This is a genomic window from Alteromonas sp. 14N.309.X.WAT.G.H12, assembly GCF_036697315.1.
Classification (GTDB): Bacteria; Pseudomonadota; Gammaproteobacteria; order Enterobacterales; family Alteromonadaceae; genus Alteromonas.
Genome location: NZ_JBAHZB010000035.1, coordinates 1 through 19,772, shown reverse-complemented (window position 1 = coordinate 19,772; position 19,772 = coordinate 1). Strand labels below are relative to the sequence as shown.

18 protein-coding genes are annotated in these 19,772 nt (G+C 45.2%); 12 read left to right on the top strand and 6 right to left on the bottom strand.

The features are described 5' to 3' along the window. The first annotated feature begins 199 nt into the window (after positions 1 to 199). From pspA to V5298_RS10860, 8 genes are all read left to right on the top strand, one after another. Positions 200 to 871: a phage shock protein PspA gene (gene pspA, locus V5298_RS10895; RefSeq protein WP_332931492.1), complete on the top strand. Its 672-nt coding sequence runs from the start codon at positions 200 to 202 to the stop codon at positions 869 to 871. Between the two features lie 56 nt (positions 872 to 927). After that, positions 928 to 1,134 carry a PspC domain-containing protein gene (locus V5298_RS10890; RefSeq protein WP_332931491.1) on the top strand — a complete coding sequence of 69 codons (207 nt, stop codon included), beginning with the start codon at positions 928 to 930 and terminating at the stop codon, positions 1,132 to 1,134. Continuing rightward, positions 1,131 to 1,463, top strand: coding sequence for a hypothetical protein (locus V5298_RS10885; protein ID WP_332931490.1), 333 nt, complete (start codon positions 1,131 to 1,133; stop codon positions 1,461 to 1,463). The genes V5298_RS10890 and V5298_RS10885 overlap by 4 nt, the downstream gene beginning before the upstream one ends. Positions 1,464 to 1,577: 114 nt before the next feature. After that, positions 1,578 to 2,570 carry a DUF2333 family protein gene (locus tag V5298_RS10880; protein WP_332931506.1) on the top strand — a complete coding sequence of 331 codons (993 nt, stop codon included), beginning with the start codon at positions 1,578 to 1,580 and terminating at the stop codon, positions 2,568 to 2,570. A 3-nt stretch (positions 2,571 to 2,573) separates the two neighbouring features. Further along, on the top strand, positions 2,574 to 3,347 hold the full coding sequence (locus V5298_RS10875; protein ID WP_332931489.1) for a TIGR04219 family outer membrane beta-barrel protein: 774 nt from the start codon (positions 2,574 to 2,576) through the stop codon (positions 3,345 to 3,347). Positions 3,348 to 3,526: 179 nt separating this feature from the next. Further along, on the top strand, positions 3,527 to 5,347 hold the full coding sequence (locus V5298_RS10870) for an assimilatory sulfite reductase (NADPH) flavoprotein subunit (protein ID WP_332931488.1): 1,821 nt from the start codon (positions 3,527 to 3,529) through the stop codon (positions 5,345 to 5,347). Next, a complete protein-coding gene (gene cysI, locus V5298_RS10865) occupies positions 5,347 to 7,065 on the top strand; it encodes an assimilatory sulfite reductase (NADPH) hemoprotein subunit (RefSeq protein WP_332931487.1) in 1,719 nt (572 codons plus the stop codon). Before V5298_RS10870 ends, cysI begins: the two co-directional genes overlap by 1 nt. Next, positions 7,058 to 7,804, top strand: a complete 747-nt coding sequence (locus V5298_RS10860; protein WP_332931486.1) for a phosphoadenylyl-sulfate reductase — start codon at positions 7,058 to 7,060, stop codon at positions 7,802 to 7,804. The genes cysI and V5298_RS10860 overlap by 8 nt, the downstream gene beginning before the upstream one ends. Here the strand turns inward: V5298_RS10860 and V5298_RS10855 are convergent. Then, entirely contained in the window at positions 7,801 to 8,736 is a 936-nt protein-coding gene (locus tag V5298_RS10855; RefSeq protein WP_332931485.1) for a TIGR03899 family protein, read from the bottom strand. The genes V5298_RS10860 and V5298_RS10855 overlap by 4 nt on opposite strands. 134 nt (positions 8,737 to 8,870) lie before the next feature. Here V5298_RS10855 and V5298_RS10850 point away from each other — a divergent pair, with 134 nt between their 5' ends. Next, a complete protein-coding gene (locus V5298_RS10850) occupies positions 8,871 to 11,108 on the top strand; it encodes a bifunctional diguanylate cyclase/phosphodiesterase (RefSeq protein WP_332931484.1) in 2,238 nt (745 codons plus the stop codon). Here V5298_RS10850 and V5298_RS10845 read toward each other — a convergent pair whose 3' ends face one another. Next, a complete protein-coding gene (locus V5298_RS10845; protein ID WP_332931483.1) occupies positions 11,109 to 11,720 on the bottom strand; it encodes a uracil-DNA glycosylase family protein in 612 nt (203 codons plus the stop codon). 114 nt (positions 11,721 to 11,834) lie between these two features. Between V5298_RS10845 and V5298_RS10840 the strand changes: the two genes are divergently transcribed. Beyond that, a complete protein-coding gene (locus tag V5298_RS10840; protein WP_332931482.1) occupies positions 11,835 to 12,146 on the top strand; it encodes a pyridine nucleotide transhydrogenase in 312 nt (103 codons plus the stop codon). 36 nt (positions 12,147 to 12,182) lie between these two features. Here the strand turns inward: V5298_RS10840 and sthA are convergent, their stop codons facing one another. Further along, positions 12,183 to 13,613, bottom strand: coding sequence for a Si-specific NAD(P)(+) transhydrogenase (sthA, locus tag V5298_RS10835; RefSeq protein WP_332931481.1), 1,431 nt, complete (start codon positions 13,611 to 13,613; stop codon positions 12,183 to 12,185). 469 nt (positions 13,614 to 14,082) lie between these two features. Then, on the bottom strand, positions 14,083 to 15,210 hold the full coding sequence (locus V5298_RS10830) for an acyl-CoA desaturase (protein ID WP_332931480.1): 1,128 nt from the start codon (positions 15,208 to 15,210) through the stop codon (positions 14,083 to 14,085). A gap of 242 nt (positions 15,211 to 15,452) precedes the next feature. Here V5298_RS10830 and fabR point away from each other — a divergent pair, with 242 nt between their 5' ends. Continuing rightward, the gene (gene fabR, locus V5298_RS10825) at positions 15,453 to 16,067 is read left to right on the top strand and encodes an HTH-type transcriptional repressor FabR (RefSeq protein ID WP_332931479.1); all 615 of its coding nucleotides are present in this window, start codon (positions 15,453 to 15,455) and stop codon (positions 16,065 to 16,067) included. A gap of 38 nt (positions 16,068 to 16,105) precedes the next feature. Here the strand turns inward: fabR and trmA are convergent, their stop codons facing one another. Then, entirely contained in the window at positions 16,106 to 17,212 is a 1,107-nt protein-coding gene (trmA, locus tag V5298_RS10820) for a tRNA (uridine(54)-C5)-methyltransferase TrmA (RefSeq protein ID WP_332931478.1), read from the bottom strand. Positions 17,213 to 17,356: 144 nt separating this feature from the next. Here trmA and V5298_RS10815 point away from each other — a divergent pair, with 144 nt between their 5' ends. Next, complete coding sequence (locus V5298_RS10815) at positions 17,357 to 18,694, top strand: DUF5610 domain-containing protein (RefSeq protein ID WP_332931477.1); 1,338 nt, start codon at positions 17,357 to 17,359, stop codon at positions 18,692 to 18,694. Between the two features lie 111 nt (positions 18,695 to 18,805). On the opposite strand, the gene V5298_RS10810 is transcribed toward V5298_RS10815, so the two are convergent. Next, positions 18,806 to 19,279 (bottom strand): RNA-binding protein, encoded by a 474-nt coding sequence (locus V5298_RS10810; protein ID WP_332931476.1) that lies wholly within the window; start codon positions 19,277 to 19,279, stop codon positions 18,806 to 18,808. Positions 19,280 to 19,772: the final 493 nt, after the last annotated feature.

Genomic DNA, 19,772 nt, shown 5'->3' with positions numbered 1-19,772 from the left:
TTTTCGTTATGGTCAAATTCGCCAAATAGGCTGGTTAAAAAAACCAAATCCCGTTGAAGGTGGAAATGAAAAGGGAGGTGAAAATCACTGATATTTTATTTAGCTTCTGATTTTAAAGGGTTTTATTTGTTTGGCATGAACATTGATTACATAAACTACATAGCGATGAAATTTACATAATGTAACTAAGGGGAAAGAAATGGGAATGTTTTCAAGAATGTCAGATATTGTGCAATCGAATATCAATGCCATGCTGGACAAAGCTGAAGATCCGGAAAAAGTGATCCGCCTGATTATTCAGGAGATGGAAGAAACTTTAGTGGAAATGCGCTCTGAGGCAGCAAAGTATCTTGCCCATGAGAAGCATCTTAATCGTCAGCAAGACAAGCTGCAAAACATCATGGAAGGATGGCAGGAAAAAGCTGAATTGGCCCTAGATAAAGGTAAAGAAGAGCTGGCCCGTGCGGCCCTGGTACAAAAAAACAGTTTTGTTTCTCAACTTGACGCAATCGCATCGGAAAAAGCCCAGGTCACCGATATGCTGGAGAAAGTCCAGCTTGATACCGGTCGATTACGGGAAAAACTTGCTGAGGCGCGGTTGAAACAAAAACAACTGGTGAGCCGCAAACACAACGCTCAGGTGCGTCTAAAAGCGCGAACCCTAGCCCATAGTGAGCATGTTGCACAGGCTATGGCAAGATTTGAAAGTTATGAACAGCGAGTGGAATTTTTGGAAGCGCAGGTGGATGCCTATGATATCTCTGAAGGTAGCGCTGATCCCCATTCGTTAGCGGCGCAGTTTAACGCGCTGGAGACGGATGATGCCATTGAACAAGAATTGGCGGCACTGAAAAAGAAACGGGCGGCGTAAACTATTTGTTGGTGCGCTTAGTCATAAGCGTACCAGAGCTAAATAAGGAGACAAGAATGAATTTACCTGACTCAGATAAAAAGATTTATCGGGATTTGGACAACGGCATGATAAGCGGAGTGTGTGCGGGAGTGGCGAACTACTTTTCGGTAGAAGCTGTTTGGGTGAGAGGTGCGGCCATATTTGGTTTGATATTTCTTTCTGTGCCGGTATTGCTGGCTTATGTTGCAGCGGTGGTGCTATTACCAAGGCGCGTATTATGAAACAGTTTTTATTGGCAATCCTAATCGCCGCATTAGTGGTTTATGGATTGAGCTGTGTGATGGAGGAGGGCTCGGGCTTACACCTGATGATGGGAGATGATATGTTGTCGCCGTTGGAAAACCTGGTGGCGTTTTCGGTGGTTAGCCTCGTATTTTTAATCATCGGGTTTGTGGTGGCCTTAAGTGTCTTTGGCACCATTATTCTGGCGGTGTTGGCTTCTGTTGCTGCCCTTGTCATTGTTGGGTTAAGCGCTGTTTGGCCAGTGGTTTTAGTGTTGCTGGCGATGTGGATTTATCGACGAGGACAGCGCAGTGCCCCCACGTCCTAATGGCTATTTAAGCGCGAAAATACCCTGATAGGGTGCTAATATGCAGTCAACATCGAGATAAATAAATGGGGACCCCCCGTTTTTCGTTATTGAGAAGGAAAACTAACGTTGAGCATCAAACAGTATTTAAATACTAAATTTATCGGTAGCACCTTACTTGTCCTTTTGCTTATCTTCTGGCTGATTGGCGTTTATTGGAGTTTTGAACCGGATACCTTCGACGTCAGACAAGCGGTAATGGAAGAAGCACAGAGCGACACTTACATTGACGTACCCGGTTACACAGTAACGTCAACCCTCATTCTCGTTACAGAAAAGATGCTTGATAAGCCAGGGGGTTATCTGTCTAACGATGTTACGCCGCCGGGGTTGTTTCTTGATAATATGCCTGCGTGGGAATTTGGCGCGCTGGAAATGATCCGCGATCTGTCACTGGCGATGCGAAAAGACTTCAGCCGTTCGCAATCCCAGTCCATCGAGAATCAAAATTTGATGAAGGCCCAGCCTGAATTTAACGTGAACAGTCGTAGTTGGGCACTGCCTTCTGCAGAGTCTGCATATGGAAATGCTTTGAAATACTTAAAGCAATACCGCAATGAGTTGGTGGATCCCACATTAGGTGATAGTCAGTTTTATACCCGTGCAGATAACTTGCGCGACTGGCTCAAACAGGTGGAAAAACGCTTAGGCAGTTATTCTCAACGTTTAAGTGCCAGTGTGGATTCGGCACGAATGAATACCGATTTGGCCGGTGATAATAAGGCAAAGCAATCCACGCCCGTTGCTTCTGAACGGGTACTTAAAACAAGCTGGTGGAAGTTAGATGACAATTTTTATGAGGCAAGAGGGGCAACTTGGGCCTTGCTGCATTTCTTAAAAGCTGTTGAAATTGACTTTGCCGATATTCTCGAAGACAAAAACGCATTGGTTAGTCTTCGTCAGATCATTAAGGAACTGGAATCTACGCAAAAAGCGGTCTGGAGTCCTATGATCCTCAACGGCGATGGTTTTGGTATGTTGGCTAATCATTCTCTTGTTATGGCCAACTATATTTCTCGTGCTAATGCAGCACTAATCGAACTGAGTGAACTTCTCAATCAAGGATAACACATGAATAAGTGCATTATGGCGGTAACGGCAGTTGCTGCTTTATCTGCATCATCGGTAATGGCCGATACGCTGGCAGGTCTCTACGTTGGCGCACAAGGCTGGGGTACTAACGCATCAGGTGGATTCGCGGACAATAGTACTTTCTCCAGTGGCAGTTCCATGGCCGACTTCAATTTTGATACTCAGGCTAACTTCTCATTTTATGCAGCGGTTGAACATCCTCTACCTTTAATCCCCAATGTAAAACTTAGCATCACCTCACTTGATAGTGAGGGTGTAACCACACTGCAATCTTCGTTTAATTTTGACGGTGATTTGTATAGTTCGGGTAGTAAAGTAAGATCAGAAGCCGAGCTGAAAAGCACGGATATCATTTTATATTATGAGATCTTTGATAACGATCTGGTTAGCCTAGATGTGGGGCTGAATGGTAAGTACATTGATGGCACCATGTATGTGAAGGATACCGATAGCAATACGGAAAGCGAACAGGCATTCTCTGGTATTGTGCCGATGGTTTATTCTCGCGTTCAGGTAGGACTGCCTTTTACCGGCCTTGGGGTATACGCAGAGGGCAGTTATTTGTCCTTCGATGATCACAAAATGAGCGACTATCAAGTTGCGGTGACATATTCGTTTATCGAAAGCCTTGCTGTGGATATGACATTTCAAGCAGGTTATCGTAGCGTAGATATTGATATTGATGATCTCGACGGTGTATACACGGATATGACCGTTGATGGTCCGTTTGCCGGCTTAGAAATTCACTTCTAAATTTTTTTGCTCGAAGAAATGCACATTTCTTCGGGCAACACCTCTCTTCTTTTTTATCACCTAAATACCAATAGTTAGCTTTGTTTAAAACTTTAAAGCATAAAAAAGTGTGATTAATTCTTTTCGCTTATAGAAAAAAGCCGTTAGCCTTTACGCCATCTCAACAAGGCAAATGTGTTATGTCAGCGAAATCCAATCAAAATCAAGCACCCGGCGCGGTGTTGAACGACAATCAATGGAATGCGATCACGCAAGCCATTGCTGGTTTAAATCGTGATCAGCTTACCTGGGTAAGTGGTTATACGGCAGGGCTTGCAGCCGCTCAGGCTGGCGGCGTAGCACCGGCCACGACGGCCCAAGGCCAAGCCTCTGGGGCCGCCACGTTAACTATTCTGGTGGGCTCTCAAACCGGTAACGCAAAAGGACTGGCTCAGCAATTTCAGGCTCAGGCAGAGCAAGCGGGCTATTCAAGCAAGCTGGTCAACATGAGCGATTACAAGCCACGTCAGATTAAAAACGAAACACATGTGGTGATTTTTGTCAGTACCCATGGAGAAGGGGATGCCCCAGATGATGCGGTGGAACTGCATGAATTTTTGGGTAGTAAAAAAGCACCAAAACTGGCAGGTCTCAAATATGCCGTACTTGGCCTAGGCGATAGTAGCTACGAGTTTTTCTGTCAAACTGGGAAAAACTTCGACACTCGCCTTGCGGCGCTTGGTGCCCAAGCCATGGTTGAAAGACAAGATTGTGATGTGGATTACGAGGACATCGCGGCAACGTGGTCAACAAAGGTCATTGAAGCACTGAAAGAAGACTTTTCCTCCTCAGGTAGCAACGCTGCCGTGGCAATACAGTCTGGTAGTGCTGTTGTCAGTGGTGGCGTGACTTATTCGAAAAAAGCCCCCTACAGCGCGACATTGCTTACCTCGCAAAAAATTACCGGCCGAGATTCAGTAAAAGACATTCGCCATATAGAAATTGGCCTAGAAGAATCGGGTATTCGCTATCAACCTGGTGATGCCTTGGGCGTATGGTTTAAAAATTCGCCAGCCCTTGTTGCTGAGTTTGTTGAACTGATGGGCTTAACGGGAAGTGAGCAAGTCAAGGTTGCCGACGGTGAATACACCCTTAGCGATGCGTTAACGTCGAAATTCGAATTAACACAAAGTTACCCTACATTTGTTAAAGCCTATCAAAATGCAACGGGCTCTGAATCGTTAGCTGCATTATTGGCCGAGCCTGCACAACTACGCACGTATTTGGCCGAGCGGCAAATTATCGATATTGTCAAAGAGCATCCAGCGCCTATTTCGGCACAAACATTGGTCGATGCGCTACGCCCACTGACGCCGCGCTTGTACTCCATTGCGTCTGCGCAAGCGGAGGTTGAAAATGAAGTGCATTTAACGGTGGCCCATGTGGATTATGAAGCCTTCGGACAACGCCATCAGGGTGGAGCGTCAAGTTTTCTGTGCGAAAGATTAGAAGAAGGTGGCGAAATAGAAGTCTACATTGAGAAGAATGATAACTTCCGTTTGCCTGAAAATCCGGATACACCGGTGATCATGATTGGACCGGGTACCGGCATTGCACCATTTCGTGCGTTTATGCAGGAGCGTGACGCCCAAGGTGCAGAAGGGAAAAACTGGTTGTTTTTTGGTAACCCCAATTTCACTCAGGACTTCCTCTATCAGGTAGAGTGGCAAGGATATGTGAAGTCGGGTTTGCTGGATAAGATCACACTGGCCTTCTCGCGGGATCAAAAAGAAAAAATCTATGTGCAACATCGATTACTGGAAAATGGCAAAGAAGTCTATGAATGGCTAGAGAGCGGTGCCCATTTCTATGTGTGTGGTGATGCAAGCCATATGGCTAAAGACGTTGAAGCTGCGCTACTGTCTATTATTCAGCAACAGGGTGGGAAATCTGAAGAAGATGCCAAAGCCTATCTTGTTGCCATGCGTAAAGCCAAACGTTATCAGAAGGATGTCTATTAATGAGTAATGAAAAGTCTCCCTATATCGTTGAAGGCAAACTGGCTGACAACGAACGCTTAAAAGGCGAAAGCCGCAATTTACGCGGCACAATTGCGCAAGATCTCGAAGATGATTTAACCGGTGGTTTTACCGCTGATAACTTCCAGTTGATCCGGTTTCATGGCATGTATCAGCAAGATGATCGGGACATCCGGGCAGAGCGGGCCAAGCAAAAACTCGAACCGCTGCACAATGTGATGCTGCGGGCCCGTTTACCTGGCGGTATTATTACTCCAGAGCAATGGCTGGTCATCGACAAATTTGCTGAAGAGCATACCCTGTATGGCAGTATTCGCTTAACCACCCGTCAAACGTTTCAGTTTCACGGTGTGTTAAAGCCGCATATTAAATCCATGCACCAGACCCTTAACCGCACGGGGATTGATTCCATAGCCACGGCCGGTGATGTGAACCGAAATGTCTTGTGTACGTCGAACCCCATAGAATCTGAGTTGCATGTTGAGGCTTATGAGTGGGCGAAGAAAATCAGTGAACACTTACTGCCGAAAACCCGTGCTTATGCAGAAATTTGGTTAGACGGTGAGAAAGTGGAAACCACGGAAAAACCCGTCGAACCCATATTAGGTGATACCTATCTCCCCCGTAAGTTTAAAACGACGGTGGTGATCCCGCCACAAAATGATGTGGATGTGCACGCCAACGATCTTAACTTTGTGGCCATTGCTGAAAACGGCAAACTCATTGGGTTTAACGTGCTGGTGGGCGGGGGACTGGCCATGACCCATGGTGATAAGTCCACCTATCCGCGCAAAGCAACGGATTTTGGCTTTATTTCATTGCACGACACACTAGCGGTGGCCGAAGCTGTGGTAACGACTCAGCGTGACTGGGGCAACCGGGTAAACCGTAAAAACGCCAAAACCAAATATACCTTAGAGCGTGTTGGCGTAGAGAATTTTAAAGCGGAAGTGGAAAAGCGGGCAGGGATCGTCTTTGGTGAAAGTCGTCCTTACACCTTTACCAGTCGTGGCGACCGTTTCGGCTGGGCCGAAGGCATTGACGGTAAATTCCATTTAACCTTGTTTATTGAAAACGGCCGTATACTGGACTATCCGGGCAAGCCGCTGAAAACTGGCTGTCGGGAAATTGCCCGTGTTCACAAAGGTGATTTTAGGCTGACTGCCAACCAAAACCTGATTGTTGCTGGCGTGAGCCCCGAGCAGAAATCGGTTATTGAAGAGTTAGCGCGTAAGCACGGCTTGATCAATGATACTACCTCAAAACAAATGCTTGATTCCATGGCGTGTGTCTCACTGCCCACGTGTCCTTTGGCGATGGCGGAAGCAGAACGCTATCTGCACGAAGCGGTGAACCGTTTGGACTCTGTCCTTGCCAAGCATGGCTTAGAAGAAGATAGCATCATATTTCGTATTACCGGTTGTCCCAATGGGTGTGGCCGGGCAATGCTATCGGAAGTTGGATTGGTAGGGAAAGGACCTGGTAAGTATAACTTACATATCGGTGGAAATCGTGAAGGTACTCGCATTCCCAAAATGTATCAGGAGAACATCAGCGAAGATGAAATCTTTGCTGAACTCGATACGCTAGTTGGCCGTTGGGCGAAAGAACGAAACGACAATGAAGCCTTTGGTGATTATGTTGTCCGCGCAGGCATTATCGCTCCGGTAATTGACTCGGCAAGAGATTTCTATGACTGACACGCTACTTGATCTGCCGGTACCTTTACAGCCTGATATCAGTGTTGATGAACTGACGGCTATCAATGAGGACCTGGAAAAAATGACGGCTGCCCAGCGTATTAGCTGGGCACTAAAAATGTTACCCGGCAATGGGATGGTGTCATCGAGTTTTGGTGCCCAGTCTGCGGTGATGTTGCATTTAATGACCCAGGCCAAACCTGATATTCCCATAGTGTTAACGGATACCGGTTATCTGTTTCCGGAAACCTATAAATTTGTTGATTTGCTCACCGAAAAGTTAAATCTTAATTTAAAGGTGTATCGGGCCTCCATCTCTGCTGCCTGGCAAGAAGCCCGTTATGGGCGACTATGGGAAAAAGGCCTGGACGGTATCGAGCAATATAACCGAATGAATAAGGTGGAGCCGATGCAGCGGGCACTTAGAGAGCTCGATGTAGGCACCTGGTTTGCTGGGCTAAGACGCAGCCAGTCGGATAGCCGGGAAAAGTTGCCCGTTCTTCAAAAAATAGGCAAGCAGTTTAAAGTTTATCCTATCATCGATTGGACAAACAAAGATCTGCACTATTATTTAAAAGACAATGAATTACCCTATCATCCCTTGTGGGAAGAAGGGTATGTTTCTATTGGTGATTGGCACACTACCCAATCGTTGCAAGAAGGCATGAGTGAACAAGATACCCGTTTCTTTGGTTTGAAAAGAGAGTGCGGGCTGCATGAATTTGGCGACGGTATTTAGTTCGGTTCGTGTTCGATAATAAAACTGCTACTTAGGCGCTGTGTTAGTGCTTGTAAGTAAGGGCCGGCATCTGCTGCCTGCCGGTTAATAAGTTTCGCCAGCTCAGCGCCAACGGATGTAAACTTATAATACACCAGAGCCAATCCGGGACGGGTTGGCGTAAGGGTGTAATTTTGTGAGCCGCAACGCCATTTTACAGATTGCTCCTGGGACAGTTCGCCACTTTCAATTTCACTGCCGAAAATGAGCTTCATGTCGGTGAGAGCGAGTATATCGGGATAACTCAAACCAAAGGTCGCCAAATTGAGCTGTTCCGGTTGGCGATGGGAGAGCATCGACCAAAAGCTAGGTCGTTGATGAACTCCGACCAAAATACGGGGCACAGTATCTCCTAACCGTCGACTGGACAAGGCCACCGCCCGTGAGAAAAGCTTAGCGTCCCGCTGGGTCAACACCTTTAGTGTTTCCAAACTGAGTAATGAAAACGAGCCAGGATGGCTGATTTCCACCGCAAATATTTGCCCCCATAATGATTGCATGGCCGGTGAGTGGATATTTTCTGCTAATTGGGTAAAAGCAAAAAACCAATCCGGATCAACGTTCTCTGTGCTGCTTTGGGGGAGACTAACAGATAACGCCACCTCCATAACGGCTTGCAGATTTTTAATACGCTGTAACGCCAGAATATCCCTGCGTCTGTCTATTTCTTTCCGACGGGCAGTGGCATCGGGCAGGGGCACATTTGCCCGGATCCCCACCTTTGCAAATAGGCTTTGAATGCGCGCTGCATTTTGTGCCGCCCCTTGAGATGCAGTTTTGCTCGCCGTGTTCGTGGTCTCGGCATGATTTATTTTGTTAGTTTTATTGCTTTTTACCCGTTCTGAACTAGTTTGTTGGATATTTGGCGCATTATTGGACTCAGAAATCTTCATTGCATACCTCAATTCGTACTTTTACCAGTGTATACGGATAAGTGATGAAAATGCGATACGCGTGAGTGATAAACTTGCAAATATGGGGCTAGCGAGTACGATTAATAGAAGCAGTATTCAAGGATCACACGACTATGTCATCGGCAGATTATGAAAATGACGAGCTTATTTTTCAGCAAGAGGATCTTCATCCTGAGATAAAGCCTGCTATTCATAAAGTATGGAATATCCTGATTGCAGATGATGACGAAGAGATCCACACCGTTACCCGACTTGCTCTGTCAGATGTCATTTTTGCTGATAGAAGACTTAATTTTCTTCACGCATACACAGGGGAAGAGACCTGTGCGTTGCTTAAAGAGCACGGTGGTGACATTGCCATCATTTTACTTGATGTGGTAATGGAAACGGATGATGCTGGCTTGATGGTGGTGGAGTATTTGCGGGAGACGCTGGATCTTCACGAACCGCGTATTATACTGCGTACCGGCCAACCGGGTTATGCGCCGGAAGAAGATGTTATACGTAATTACGATATTAACGATTACAAAACGAAAACCGAATTAACCCGCAGCAAGTTACTCACCACGGTACTGGCCTCTATCCGTTCTTATCAACAAATTCTCACCATTAATCAAAGCCGCCATGGGCTGAAAAAAATTATCATTTCCGCGTCAAACTTACTGGAAGAGCATTCCATCAAAGGCTTTTGCGAAGGAATAGTGACCCAAATCAGTTCATTGCTTGGGCTGGAGGCCGAAGGTGTGGTTTGCGCCAGAGCGGGATCCGTACTCGATAGGGATGATAACGGGGTTTATGTGTTGGGCGCGGCGGGCAATTTTGCTTCCTTCATCAATCAACCGGTGGAATCCATTGAAAATCTAAGTATTGTGGAAAATATTAATCGTAGCCTGCGTATTAAACGCCACATAGTTGAAGATGGCACAACCGTACTCTACCTTAACAGTTCCGGTTTTGAAGCGGCGGTCTATATTAATATGGATAAGGAACTCAGCAGCGTTGACCGTCAGTTGCTTGAAGTATTCTTATCGAGTATTTCTGTCGGCTATGAAAATGTTAACTTGTTCCACGAGCTTAAAAATGCGGCTTTCAGAGACTGGTTAACGCGATTACCGAACCGGAATGAATTTATTAATATGCTGGATCGTCCTTCGGTGCGTGAAGATTCATCCTTATGTGTGGCCGTGATTGACATTAATCACTTTTCAGATATCAATGATGGCCTTGGACAGGAAGCCGGCAATGCCTTATTGCGCGCTGTGGCCAAGCGCCTTGATACTAATTACCCTGATATCGTACGAAAAAGCCGTATTGGGGGGGATGTTTTTGGACTCATAGGTCCCGAAAACTTGGTCAACGCACAATCGATTAATTCTGTGTTTGCGTTTAGTTTTAAAGCGGGGGATCACACCTTGCCTGTGAATGTGACCATTGGCTTGTATAAAATGGGCACAGAGCAATGCGCAGGGATGGATATCCTTAAACGCACCAATATTGCATTAAATCGCGCGAAGAAAAATATCAGCGATAATTTTGAAGTTTATCAACCTGAGTTTGAAAAGCGGACAACCCGGCAACTGGCCATGATCCGTCGCTTGCGGGCGGACTTTCATGCAAGAAAGCTACAATTGTGGTTTCAGCCCCAAGTTGACTTGGTGAGCGAAAAAATCATTGGTGTTGAAGGCTTATTGCGCTGGCCTGACGGCGATGGCGGCTATATTTCACCCGCCGAATTTGTGCCATTAGCGGAATATTCCGGTTTGATCGTGGATATTGGTGAATGGGTGCTGGAAGAATCCTGTTTGCGCATAAAGCAGTTGGATGAATTGGGTTTCGGTCATGTCCGTGTTGCCGTTAATGTGTCTATTCCCCAGTTTAGAGATCGTCGATTTGTGGAAAAGGTCAAAGGGGCTTTGCGTCTCAGGCAGTGTGCTCCAGAGCGTTTAGAGTTGGAAATAACCGAAAGTGTGGTAATGGATGAACCACAAATTGTCATCGATGCATTAACTAGCCTTAAAGAGCACGGTGTTGCCATTGCCATTGATGATTTTGGGACCGGGTTTTCTTCTATGAGTTATTTACAAAAACTGCCCCTGGATCGGTTGAAGGTTGATCGTTCTTTTGTCAAAGACATTAAGGCCGGCACGGAATCAGTCATTGTTGAAACCATCGTGACCCTTGGCAATAAATTGGGATTAGTGACCATTGCTGAAGGGGTGGAGAAAAGAGAGCAAGCGAGCTTCATGATTAAATTGGGGTGTGAAGAAGCGCAAGGTTTTCTTTTTGCCCGGCCAATGCCATTTGATGAATTGTTAAAGCTCCTTGAGGCCAACCGACACGGCGCTGATTAACTACACCGGATGTTGGTTAATTACTTTTTTGATGGTTTCTTTTAATTGTGGCAAAACCCTTTCATTAAACCACGGATGTTGTGCCAGCCAACGGTTGTTTCTGCCCGAAGGGTGGGGCAAAACTATAGTGCCACTACCGTTTTTTTCATTTATGACCTCGCAGCACTCTTTGACCGCTTGCGTAAGTGTCTTATATTGGGGCATATAATACTGCTGAGCATACCTGCCAACCAAGAGTGTGAGTGTGGGGCGAATAAAACTCAGTAAGGCCTTATGCCATGTTGGCGCACATTCTTTTCTCGGTGGCGCATCGGCACCGTTCTTATAACCAGGAAAGCAAAATCCCATGGGAAGTATGGCCAATAGTTTTTCGTTGTAGAACATCGTTTTGTCGATTCCCATCCATTCTCGTAGTCTTTCTCCACTGGCATCGTTCCATGGGGTAGCACTTTCATGGGCTTTTAATCCTGGCGCCTGACCAATAAGGACGATTCTGGCTTCTTGCGCAGCACTGAATATTGGCTTTGGGGGGAAGGGCAGTGCATGTTGGCAAATCTGGCAATGTTTTATGCGGGAGCAAAGGGCTGTAAATTGCGTATTGCTGTCTGACATAATTTCCCTCTTTTGTAATATTGCTGTAACACTTCTGTGATCTAAATTTGACCAATTGCCCTATCTACAGTATGCTTATTTATACAGTATCCAATGTAGCACAGGAGTAATCACATGCGTAAAACATTAGTCGGCTTGGCGCTGTTAATGGCATTTGGTATTGCGCATGCGGAGTCTGATGGAAATCAGCTTTTCGATTGTATGGATGCAAAGTCTTTCGAATTGAATAACCAATGTATGACTGACAGGATCAGCAACAACATTCGTTACCGCGAAGCACAATACCAAGTCACTGAACAAGCCAGTGAGAATATGGGTGACTATGCTGTCGCCACAATGACGTTTCATCCAGAAAAGATGCAAATAGACATTGTCGCTCACAGAGACGCCCTGCAAGCAAGTAACACCCTTGCTTTAAATCGCTAATAGTAGAAAGCCGGTCTGATGACCGGCTTTTTTTATTCAAAAAATCCGGTTTAATCCATTTAACGCAGCAACACGATATGCTTCAGCCATTGTCGGGTAGTTGAACGTTGTGTTAACAAAATAATCTATGGTATTCCCGCCATCTTTTTGCTGCATAATGGCTTGTCCAATGTGGACAATTTCAGACGCCCGCTCACCAAAACAATGAATACCCAGCACTTCTTTGGTTTCTCGATGAAACAGTATTTTTAAACTCCCCACGGTTGTTGATGCAATTTGCGCACGGGCAAGGTGTTTAAATTGCGCCCGGCCAACTTCATAGGGAATTTTTTGCGCGGTGAGTTCCTGCTCGGTTTTACCCACTGAGCTAATTTCTGGAATGGTATAGATGCCCGTGGGAATGTCTTCGACCAAGCCGGAATTAGCTTTACCTGTACACATGGCTTCAGCGGCAGCACGGCCTTGATTGTAGGCCGCAGAAGCCAGACTCGGATAGCCAATGACATCACCCACGGCAAAGACATTGTCTACCTCAGTACGGTAGTTTTTATCCACCTTTAGCTGGCCTCTAGAATCGGCTTTCAGACCGATAGCATCAAGGTTTAGCATATCGGTATTACCGGTTCTGCCGTTAGCAAACAGTAGGCAATCTGCACGCATACGTTTACCTGATTCCAAATTCATAATGACGGAGTCTTCCTGTCCTTCCACTGAGGTATAGCTTTCCATATGCCGGATCACCACACCGTTGTTCCATAAGTGATAACTAAGGGCATCGGAGATTTCAGTATCGAGGAAGGAAAGCAGGCGATCACGCATATTGACGAGATCAACTTTAACGCCCATTCCTCTGAAAATACTGGCGTATTCAGAACCGATAACACCGGCACCGTAAATAATAATATTTTGTGGTTCGTGTTTGAGGGAGAGTATGGTGTCTGAGTTGTAAATTCGTGGATGAGAAAAGTCGATATCTTTCGGGCAATATGGCCGCGAACCGGTGGCCAAGGCAATCTGTTTGGCCGTAATATATTCCGCCGATCCGTCCTTGTGTATTATTTTTATTGTATGGGGATCAACAAAACTGGCTTCGCCATGGATCAGGGTGACTCTGTTGCGATCATAAAACGAGGCCCGTAACTTGGACTGACTGCGTATTACTCCACTGGCATGGCGCATCACTTCCGCAAAGGTAACGTGTCGGTTAACCTGGTTTTCGGAAAAGAGCGGGGTATGGTTGTATTCAATAAGCCGACTCACCGAATGTCTAAGTGCCTTTGACGGGATGGTTCCCCAATGTGTGCAGCCACCACCGACAGCCTCATAGCGTTCAACAACTGCGACTTTTTGTCCTGCTTTAGCCAATTGCATCGCAACGCCCTCTCCGCCCGGGCCCGTACCAATAACAATGGCATCGTACTGATAAGTCGGTTTCGATTTTGCAGATGTTTCAGATTTAGTTGTCATAATGTTCAGTGCTCAGCGAAATGTGGAACCTGATAGATATGGGACATTAGAAAGCGACGTCCTTGCTTTCAGGTCTGATGTTTCAAAGTCTAGCAATATTTTGATTGGAAAGACAAAAAATGATCAGTTTACTACTTTTTCGTCATATTCCTTCAGCCATGGTGCATTGGAATGGTAACGATGATTTGAACACCGTTATCTTGTCCCTTAATTATTTCTACGTCGTCGTTATGTAATTCGACAACCCAGTGTCTGGTAAGACATAAACCAACACCGCATGGCTTTGTAACGGTAAAACTATGCACCAGGTTTTCGTTTGTGATCCTAGCAACATTGGTCACATCGCCCATTGCTTGGCTAAAGGCTGAATTGACGTTAGAAATATCTGTCTTGTTTCTGACACGTCAATTTATGTATTTGGCTATTTTAAACAAAAAACGCCACCCGAAGGTGACGTTTTTAAAAAGGGTTAACTAAACTGCGGTGATAGCGTTTGTAGACGAAGCCATTTCTCTTTTTGCAGCGCCAGCGCGTTTTTAAGTTCTTTATAATGGAAATCGATTTCTAATCGTTCCACGCTTCGTTTCAAGCTGCGTTTTCTTACATTCATTAGACGTTTCTTGGCCGCATAGTAGGCTGACATTTTCTGAATCAACAATTCGTATTCATGTTGCACTTTGCTAAGCAATTCATCGGCGTTAGGTTGCTTTGCCAATCTTGCGCTCGCTTTTTGTAACTGCATGGCGACTCGGGCTTTCTCTATACGTTCTTCCGGCACGCGGCGTAAGTTGTGGGCTAGACCGACCATAGACAATCCACGGATTAGCCATTTAGTTGGATCAAATTGCCACCAGTAAATACCGTTTCGGTAGTCGTATTCAAAAATGTGGTGGTAATTATGATAGCCCTCTCCAAAAGTAAAGAAGGCTAAAATACTATTGTCACGGGCTGTGTTTTTATCTGTAAACGGCTGACTTCCCCAAAAATGGGCAAGTGAGTTGATGAAAAACGTCACGTGATGGACTAAAAATAAGCGAAATACGCCGGCAACCAGCATCATGCTCAACACATCGCCATTCAGCCAACCGAGTAGGCCAGTTATACCGAAGTTGGCAATCAGTACGATGGCCAGGTAGTACTTGTGCTGCCACATTACCACCGGATCTTTTTGTAAATCTCTACAGTTGCTGTAATCGTTATAACGATGTGTTTGATATTCTCGTAACATCCAGCCGATATGGGCGAACCAAAGACCTTTTTTAGCCGAGTAGGGATCTTTGTCGTTATCGTCTACATGCCGATGATGAATTCGATGGTCTGACGACCAATGCAGGATGCTATTTTGCAGCGCCATGGCCCCGCCTATTGCCAATATGATCCGAACGACAATATTGGCGTCGTAGGTTTTGTGAGACCACAGGCGATGATATCCGGCAGTAATGGACATACCTGTAAAATAAAACAAGACAACGGCAACGACCACTTCGGTGGTTTCAAAACCCATAGTCATGGCCCAAAGAGGCACTGCAAGAAGCGCAATGGCTCCCGTAATAATGAAGACCAGGATATTGGTCAAAATAAGTGGTGGTTTTTTCATGATAACAACTCGGCTTACAACTGTACGCTAATTTAGCGGTTTCAATCACTGCAAGCAAGGAAAAAGGTGAATTTACGAACTAAAGTATAGTGCAAATGCTGGACAATTGCCTGTTTTGACGTATCTAGCATTAGGTAATGCTTGTTTTTACTGATGATTTTGCGAGAGGTTTACCGCTTGTTTTAATATTCGGGTAGACTAGGTATCCAACGTTGTCGCTAGTCAAAAATCAGGAGTCGAAGATGAGTCGTCAGGAGCAGAAGTTAAAAACCCGCCAGAATATCATCGATGCGGCGTTTGGGTTGCTTGACGAACAACGAAGTCTATCCGCCATTAGTTTGCGGGAAGTTTCCCGGGCTGCGGGGATAGCCCCCACGTCGTTTTATCGACATTTCAAAGATATGGATGAGCTGGGATTGACGCTGGTAGACGAAGCTGGATTAGCGCTACGGCAATTAATGCGGCAGGCTCGCAGACGTATTGCCTCCGGCGGCGGCGTTATTGATACATCGGTGGACACCTTTATGGAATTTATCACCGCCAATTCAAATGTGTTTCGTTTATTGCTCCGTGAGCATACAGGAACATCCGCGGCCTATCGCTTGGCTGTATTGCGGGAAATCCAGCATTTCATTGAAGAGTTATCAGATTATATTGTAGAGAGCCAAGGCGTGGAGTATCAGTTGGCTAATCTTCAGGCAGAAGCCATGGTTCGCTTGGTCTTTAGTGCCGGCGCTGAGGCTCTCGAAGTGGATGTTGCGCTGCGAGAAGGGATTGGTACACGGGTTAAAGCACAATTGCGATTTGTGCAGTTAGGAGCTAGAAGTTATCGGCCTCCGATCACCTCAGGCAGTTAATTGCCTAATAAGGATCACTGCCCGCGGTGCATTTCGTTTTATTCATCACTAATGCGTTTTAGTAATACGCCCACTTCCATATGGTGAGTAAAGGGAAATTGATCAAATAACGCGTTGGCCGTCACTTTGTGGGTTTTGCTTAAGGTGGCAAGGTTATCCACCAGGGTCTGCGGATTACAGGAAATATAAATGATTTCGGGGTAGTCTTGAATCATGGCCAAAGAGTCCTCGTCCAAACCCGCTCGGGGCGGGTCGACCAAAACCGTAGAAAATTGGTAATCGCTTAAATCGATTCCATTTAGACGAGAAAATTGTCGGTTGGTTTTTAATGCCTCGGTAAACTCTTCAGCAGATAGCCTGACGATTTCAACATTCTCAATGTGGTTTGCCGCGATATTATACTGGGCAGCTGCCACAGAAGGTTTGGCAATTTCAGTACCAATAACACGGCGAAATTGACTCGCCATTGGCAGGGAAAAATTGCCCGCGCCACAATACATCTCAAGTAAATCTGTGTTCGATGACTGACATACAGACATGGCCCATTCAATCATTTTGCAATTAATTCGAGCGTTAGGCTGAGTAAAACTGTTTTCTACGTGTTTGAACAGGTAAATGCGATTATTAACAGGCAGTTTTTCTATAATGAAATCATTACCAATAATGATTTTCTGTTTACGGGCGCGGCCAATAATACTCACGTTTGCAAATTGTTTTAGTAAAATTTCACGGGCGTTTTGGGCTTCTTGCTCCCATGCATCATCAAGTTGACGGTGATAAAGCAGGCTAACGACGATTTCGCCGGATAGTCCACTTAGGTAATCTATCTGAAATAACTTTCTTCTCAGGGTGTCTGAGGGTTTAAGTAAATCTAACAGTGCCTTCATCATGTCATTAATGGTGGAACATGCGGGTGGAAAACGATCAACCCGATATTTTTCCTTCGTTTCACTGTTAAACATGATGTGGTAGAGGTCGTCACCGTCGTGCCAGACTCTAAATTCTGCGCGCATACGATAGCCGTGCTCGAGAGATGGAAACACGGTCAGTTCATTTTCACTGAAAGGAGCCAGCAGTTGACTCAAGCGGTGCTTCTTTTCTTCAAGTTGTGCCGTATATGCCAAACTGTGCGTATGCGCTGTCATATCAATCCATCATCAATTTATTGGTCGGGCTGCGCATTGTAGAGCGTTTCGTATATTGTGCAATCATAGAACATAAAACGTATTAAAATTAAACAATCTGTATAGTCTGCCGATAACCTGTGTGAGGTTAGTGAGGACAAAATTATGAATGTGAGCGATATTAAGGCTTTCGTTAGTGAGCAAAAGCCGGTGGTATCCGACAAGCAGGTATCGGAAAACCCAAACAGCGCATTAAAAAAACAGCTTCAACAAGATGGGCTACGTCAAGCGGCTGAATTTCAGCAACAAGTGGCCACGGTCAATGTGAAGAGTACCCAAACCACTGTCGGCTTGAAAGTGTACAGTTCGTCCATGGAACACAATGTTACTGTTGACGGAAAGCAAGGTAAATTCCATAAAGCTGATGATGCCACGGAGGATAAGTCTGCCTCATTGTTTGATTTTGAAGAGGTGGCGCGCAATGTGATGCGTTTTGTCGGTGGTGTTATTCAAGGTGCTGCTGACAGTGGCGCCGATACTAATACCTTGTCATCTTTGTTTTCCCAAGCAAGAGACGGTGTCTCTCGTGGGGTTGCAATGGCAGAACGTGATCTTGGCAATATGATAAATGATGAGATCAGCACAGGTATTAAAAGTAGCGAGGATCTTATTGAGAAGCGTCTTTCCCAAATGGAATCTGAACTGTTAGGTAATCCCGAGTCTGAAGCCGCATTACAACAACTCTTTGAGACGTCGGCAACAAGTGGGCAGCCATCGGATTCTTCTGGATTGTTAATCAGAACGAAAGACGGTGATGAAATCACGCTAAAATTTGAAAGTGTAAAAGCGTTTCAATCACAGCAGCAAAGTCTGCAGGCAAGTACCTCTGAAACAGATGGGGTGAGAAACGAAGCGTCGGCTGTTAACCAGCCCTATGCACATTATGAAAGTCACAGTATGCATTTTTCATTGAAAGGAGAACTCGATGAAGATGAGCTTGGTGCTATCGCTGATTTAGTCGGATCGGTTTCGGATTTAACGGATACATTTTTTGGCGGTGATATTGATAAGGCGTTCGAAAAAGCCTTGGAACTTGGCTATGACGATCAGGAACTGGCAGGATATGCGCTACAGTTAAACCGTGTTCAGCAGCCCGACGTAGTGAAAACCTACGGTGAAATTCAGCACTATAAAGATGGCGCATCAGACACCACTCATGGTGATGAGGCCCGGCCGATTGCCCAGTATTTAGATAAGATGTTGAATGTATTTAACGACGCAACGCAGCAGTTAGCTTCGGGGGATGATTTCAATTCGATAATCAATGGCATAATTAATGAGATGAAAGATGTACAGGTACCAGATTTAATCTCAGCCATAAATCGCTTCCACGGTTTTAATCAGAGATTACTGAATGTGGTGCCTACTGAGCAGCAGTACACCCAACCGGTTGCGCCAGGTAGCGAAGTAGAAAGTACTGAGCCTAAAACCGATGATGCTTAACCCTTTAGTTTAAGCAGATATGTATCAATTCTAATAGGATGTCAGATAAGGGTATAGGGAATGGCATTTCCCCTTGCGTTGAACGCAAGGGGAAATGAATATAAGAACTGACTACTCTGCATCTCCTTTTTCACGAGCGGCCCGGACTTTCAGAGTTCTATCCAAAAATACTTTATCGTTTAATTCTAAAATCGCTGAATCAACGTCTTCGGTTACGACCTCGATGAAGCCATAGCCTTTACGTTTTCCAGTACGGCGATCTTTCATTAAACGAACACTTTGTACATTGATGAAATCCTTAAAGTAATCCTTTACTGCATCTTCGTTTGCTTTGTAAGGAAGGTTCCCTACATATAACGTGGCTGTCTCTTCGGTCGTTTTCGAAGCTGCCTGCTTTGTAACAGGTGTCGATGAAGACGAACTAAGAAAAGAAGCGAGCCACGGTGTAACGATGCCGCTAATTAATAAAGAAACTGCAACGGTAACAGGAAGACTCGCTTCTACACTTGCGGAAGAAAAAACGACGTAACCTGCGATTGCAAAAACCGCGCTAATAATTGCGCATTGAACAAAGCCTACTTTCATAAACCTACCTTAATTATTTTAGTGAAGAGTTGGAGGCTGGTTATAGTTTACTCATTTGTAACAAATTGAACAATGTAAAGGTGAAATAGTAGACTAAAGAAGCAAAAATAATCAGAGATTGTAGGAAAACTAATCGTTCAATACGTTTTTCAATTTAAATAGCTAAAAACCGCAAAAAAGGGGTTGACGTAAAACCTGTGGAGCGTACAATGCGCACCACTTCGACGGGGAACGTCAAACGGACCACTAAGAAGTTGTTATAGCAGATAACGTAAGTAATTGTTATGACAGTTTTCAACAAAACAGCTTAAGAAATTAAATTTCAAAAAGATGTTGACACTGAAAACGAAGCGCGTAGAATGCGCGTCCCGCTTCAGGGTAAACCGCTGAAGCCGCTAACGAAAGTTAGCAAAAATGTTCTTTAACAATTTATAACAAGACAATCTGTGTGGGCACTCGTTAAGAGTGTCAACCGACGATTCATAAAAGTTTT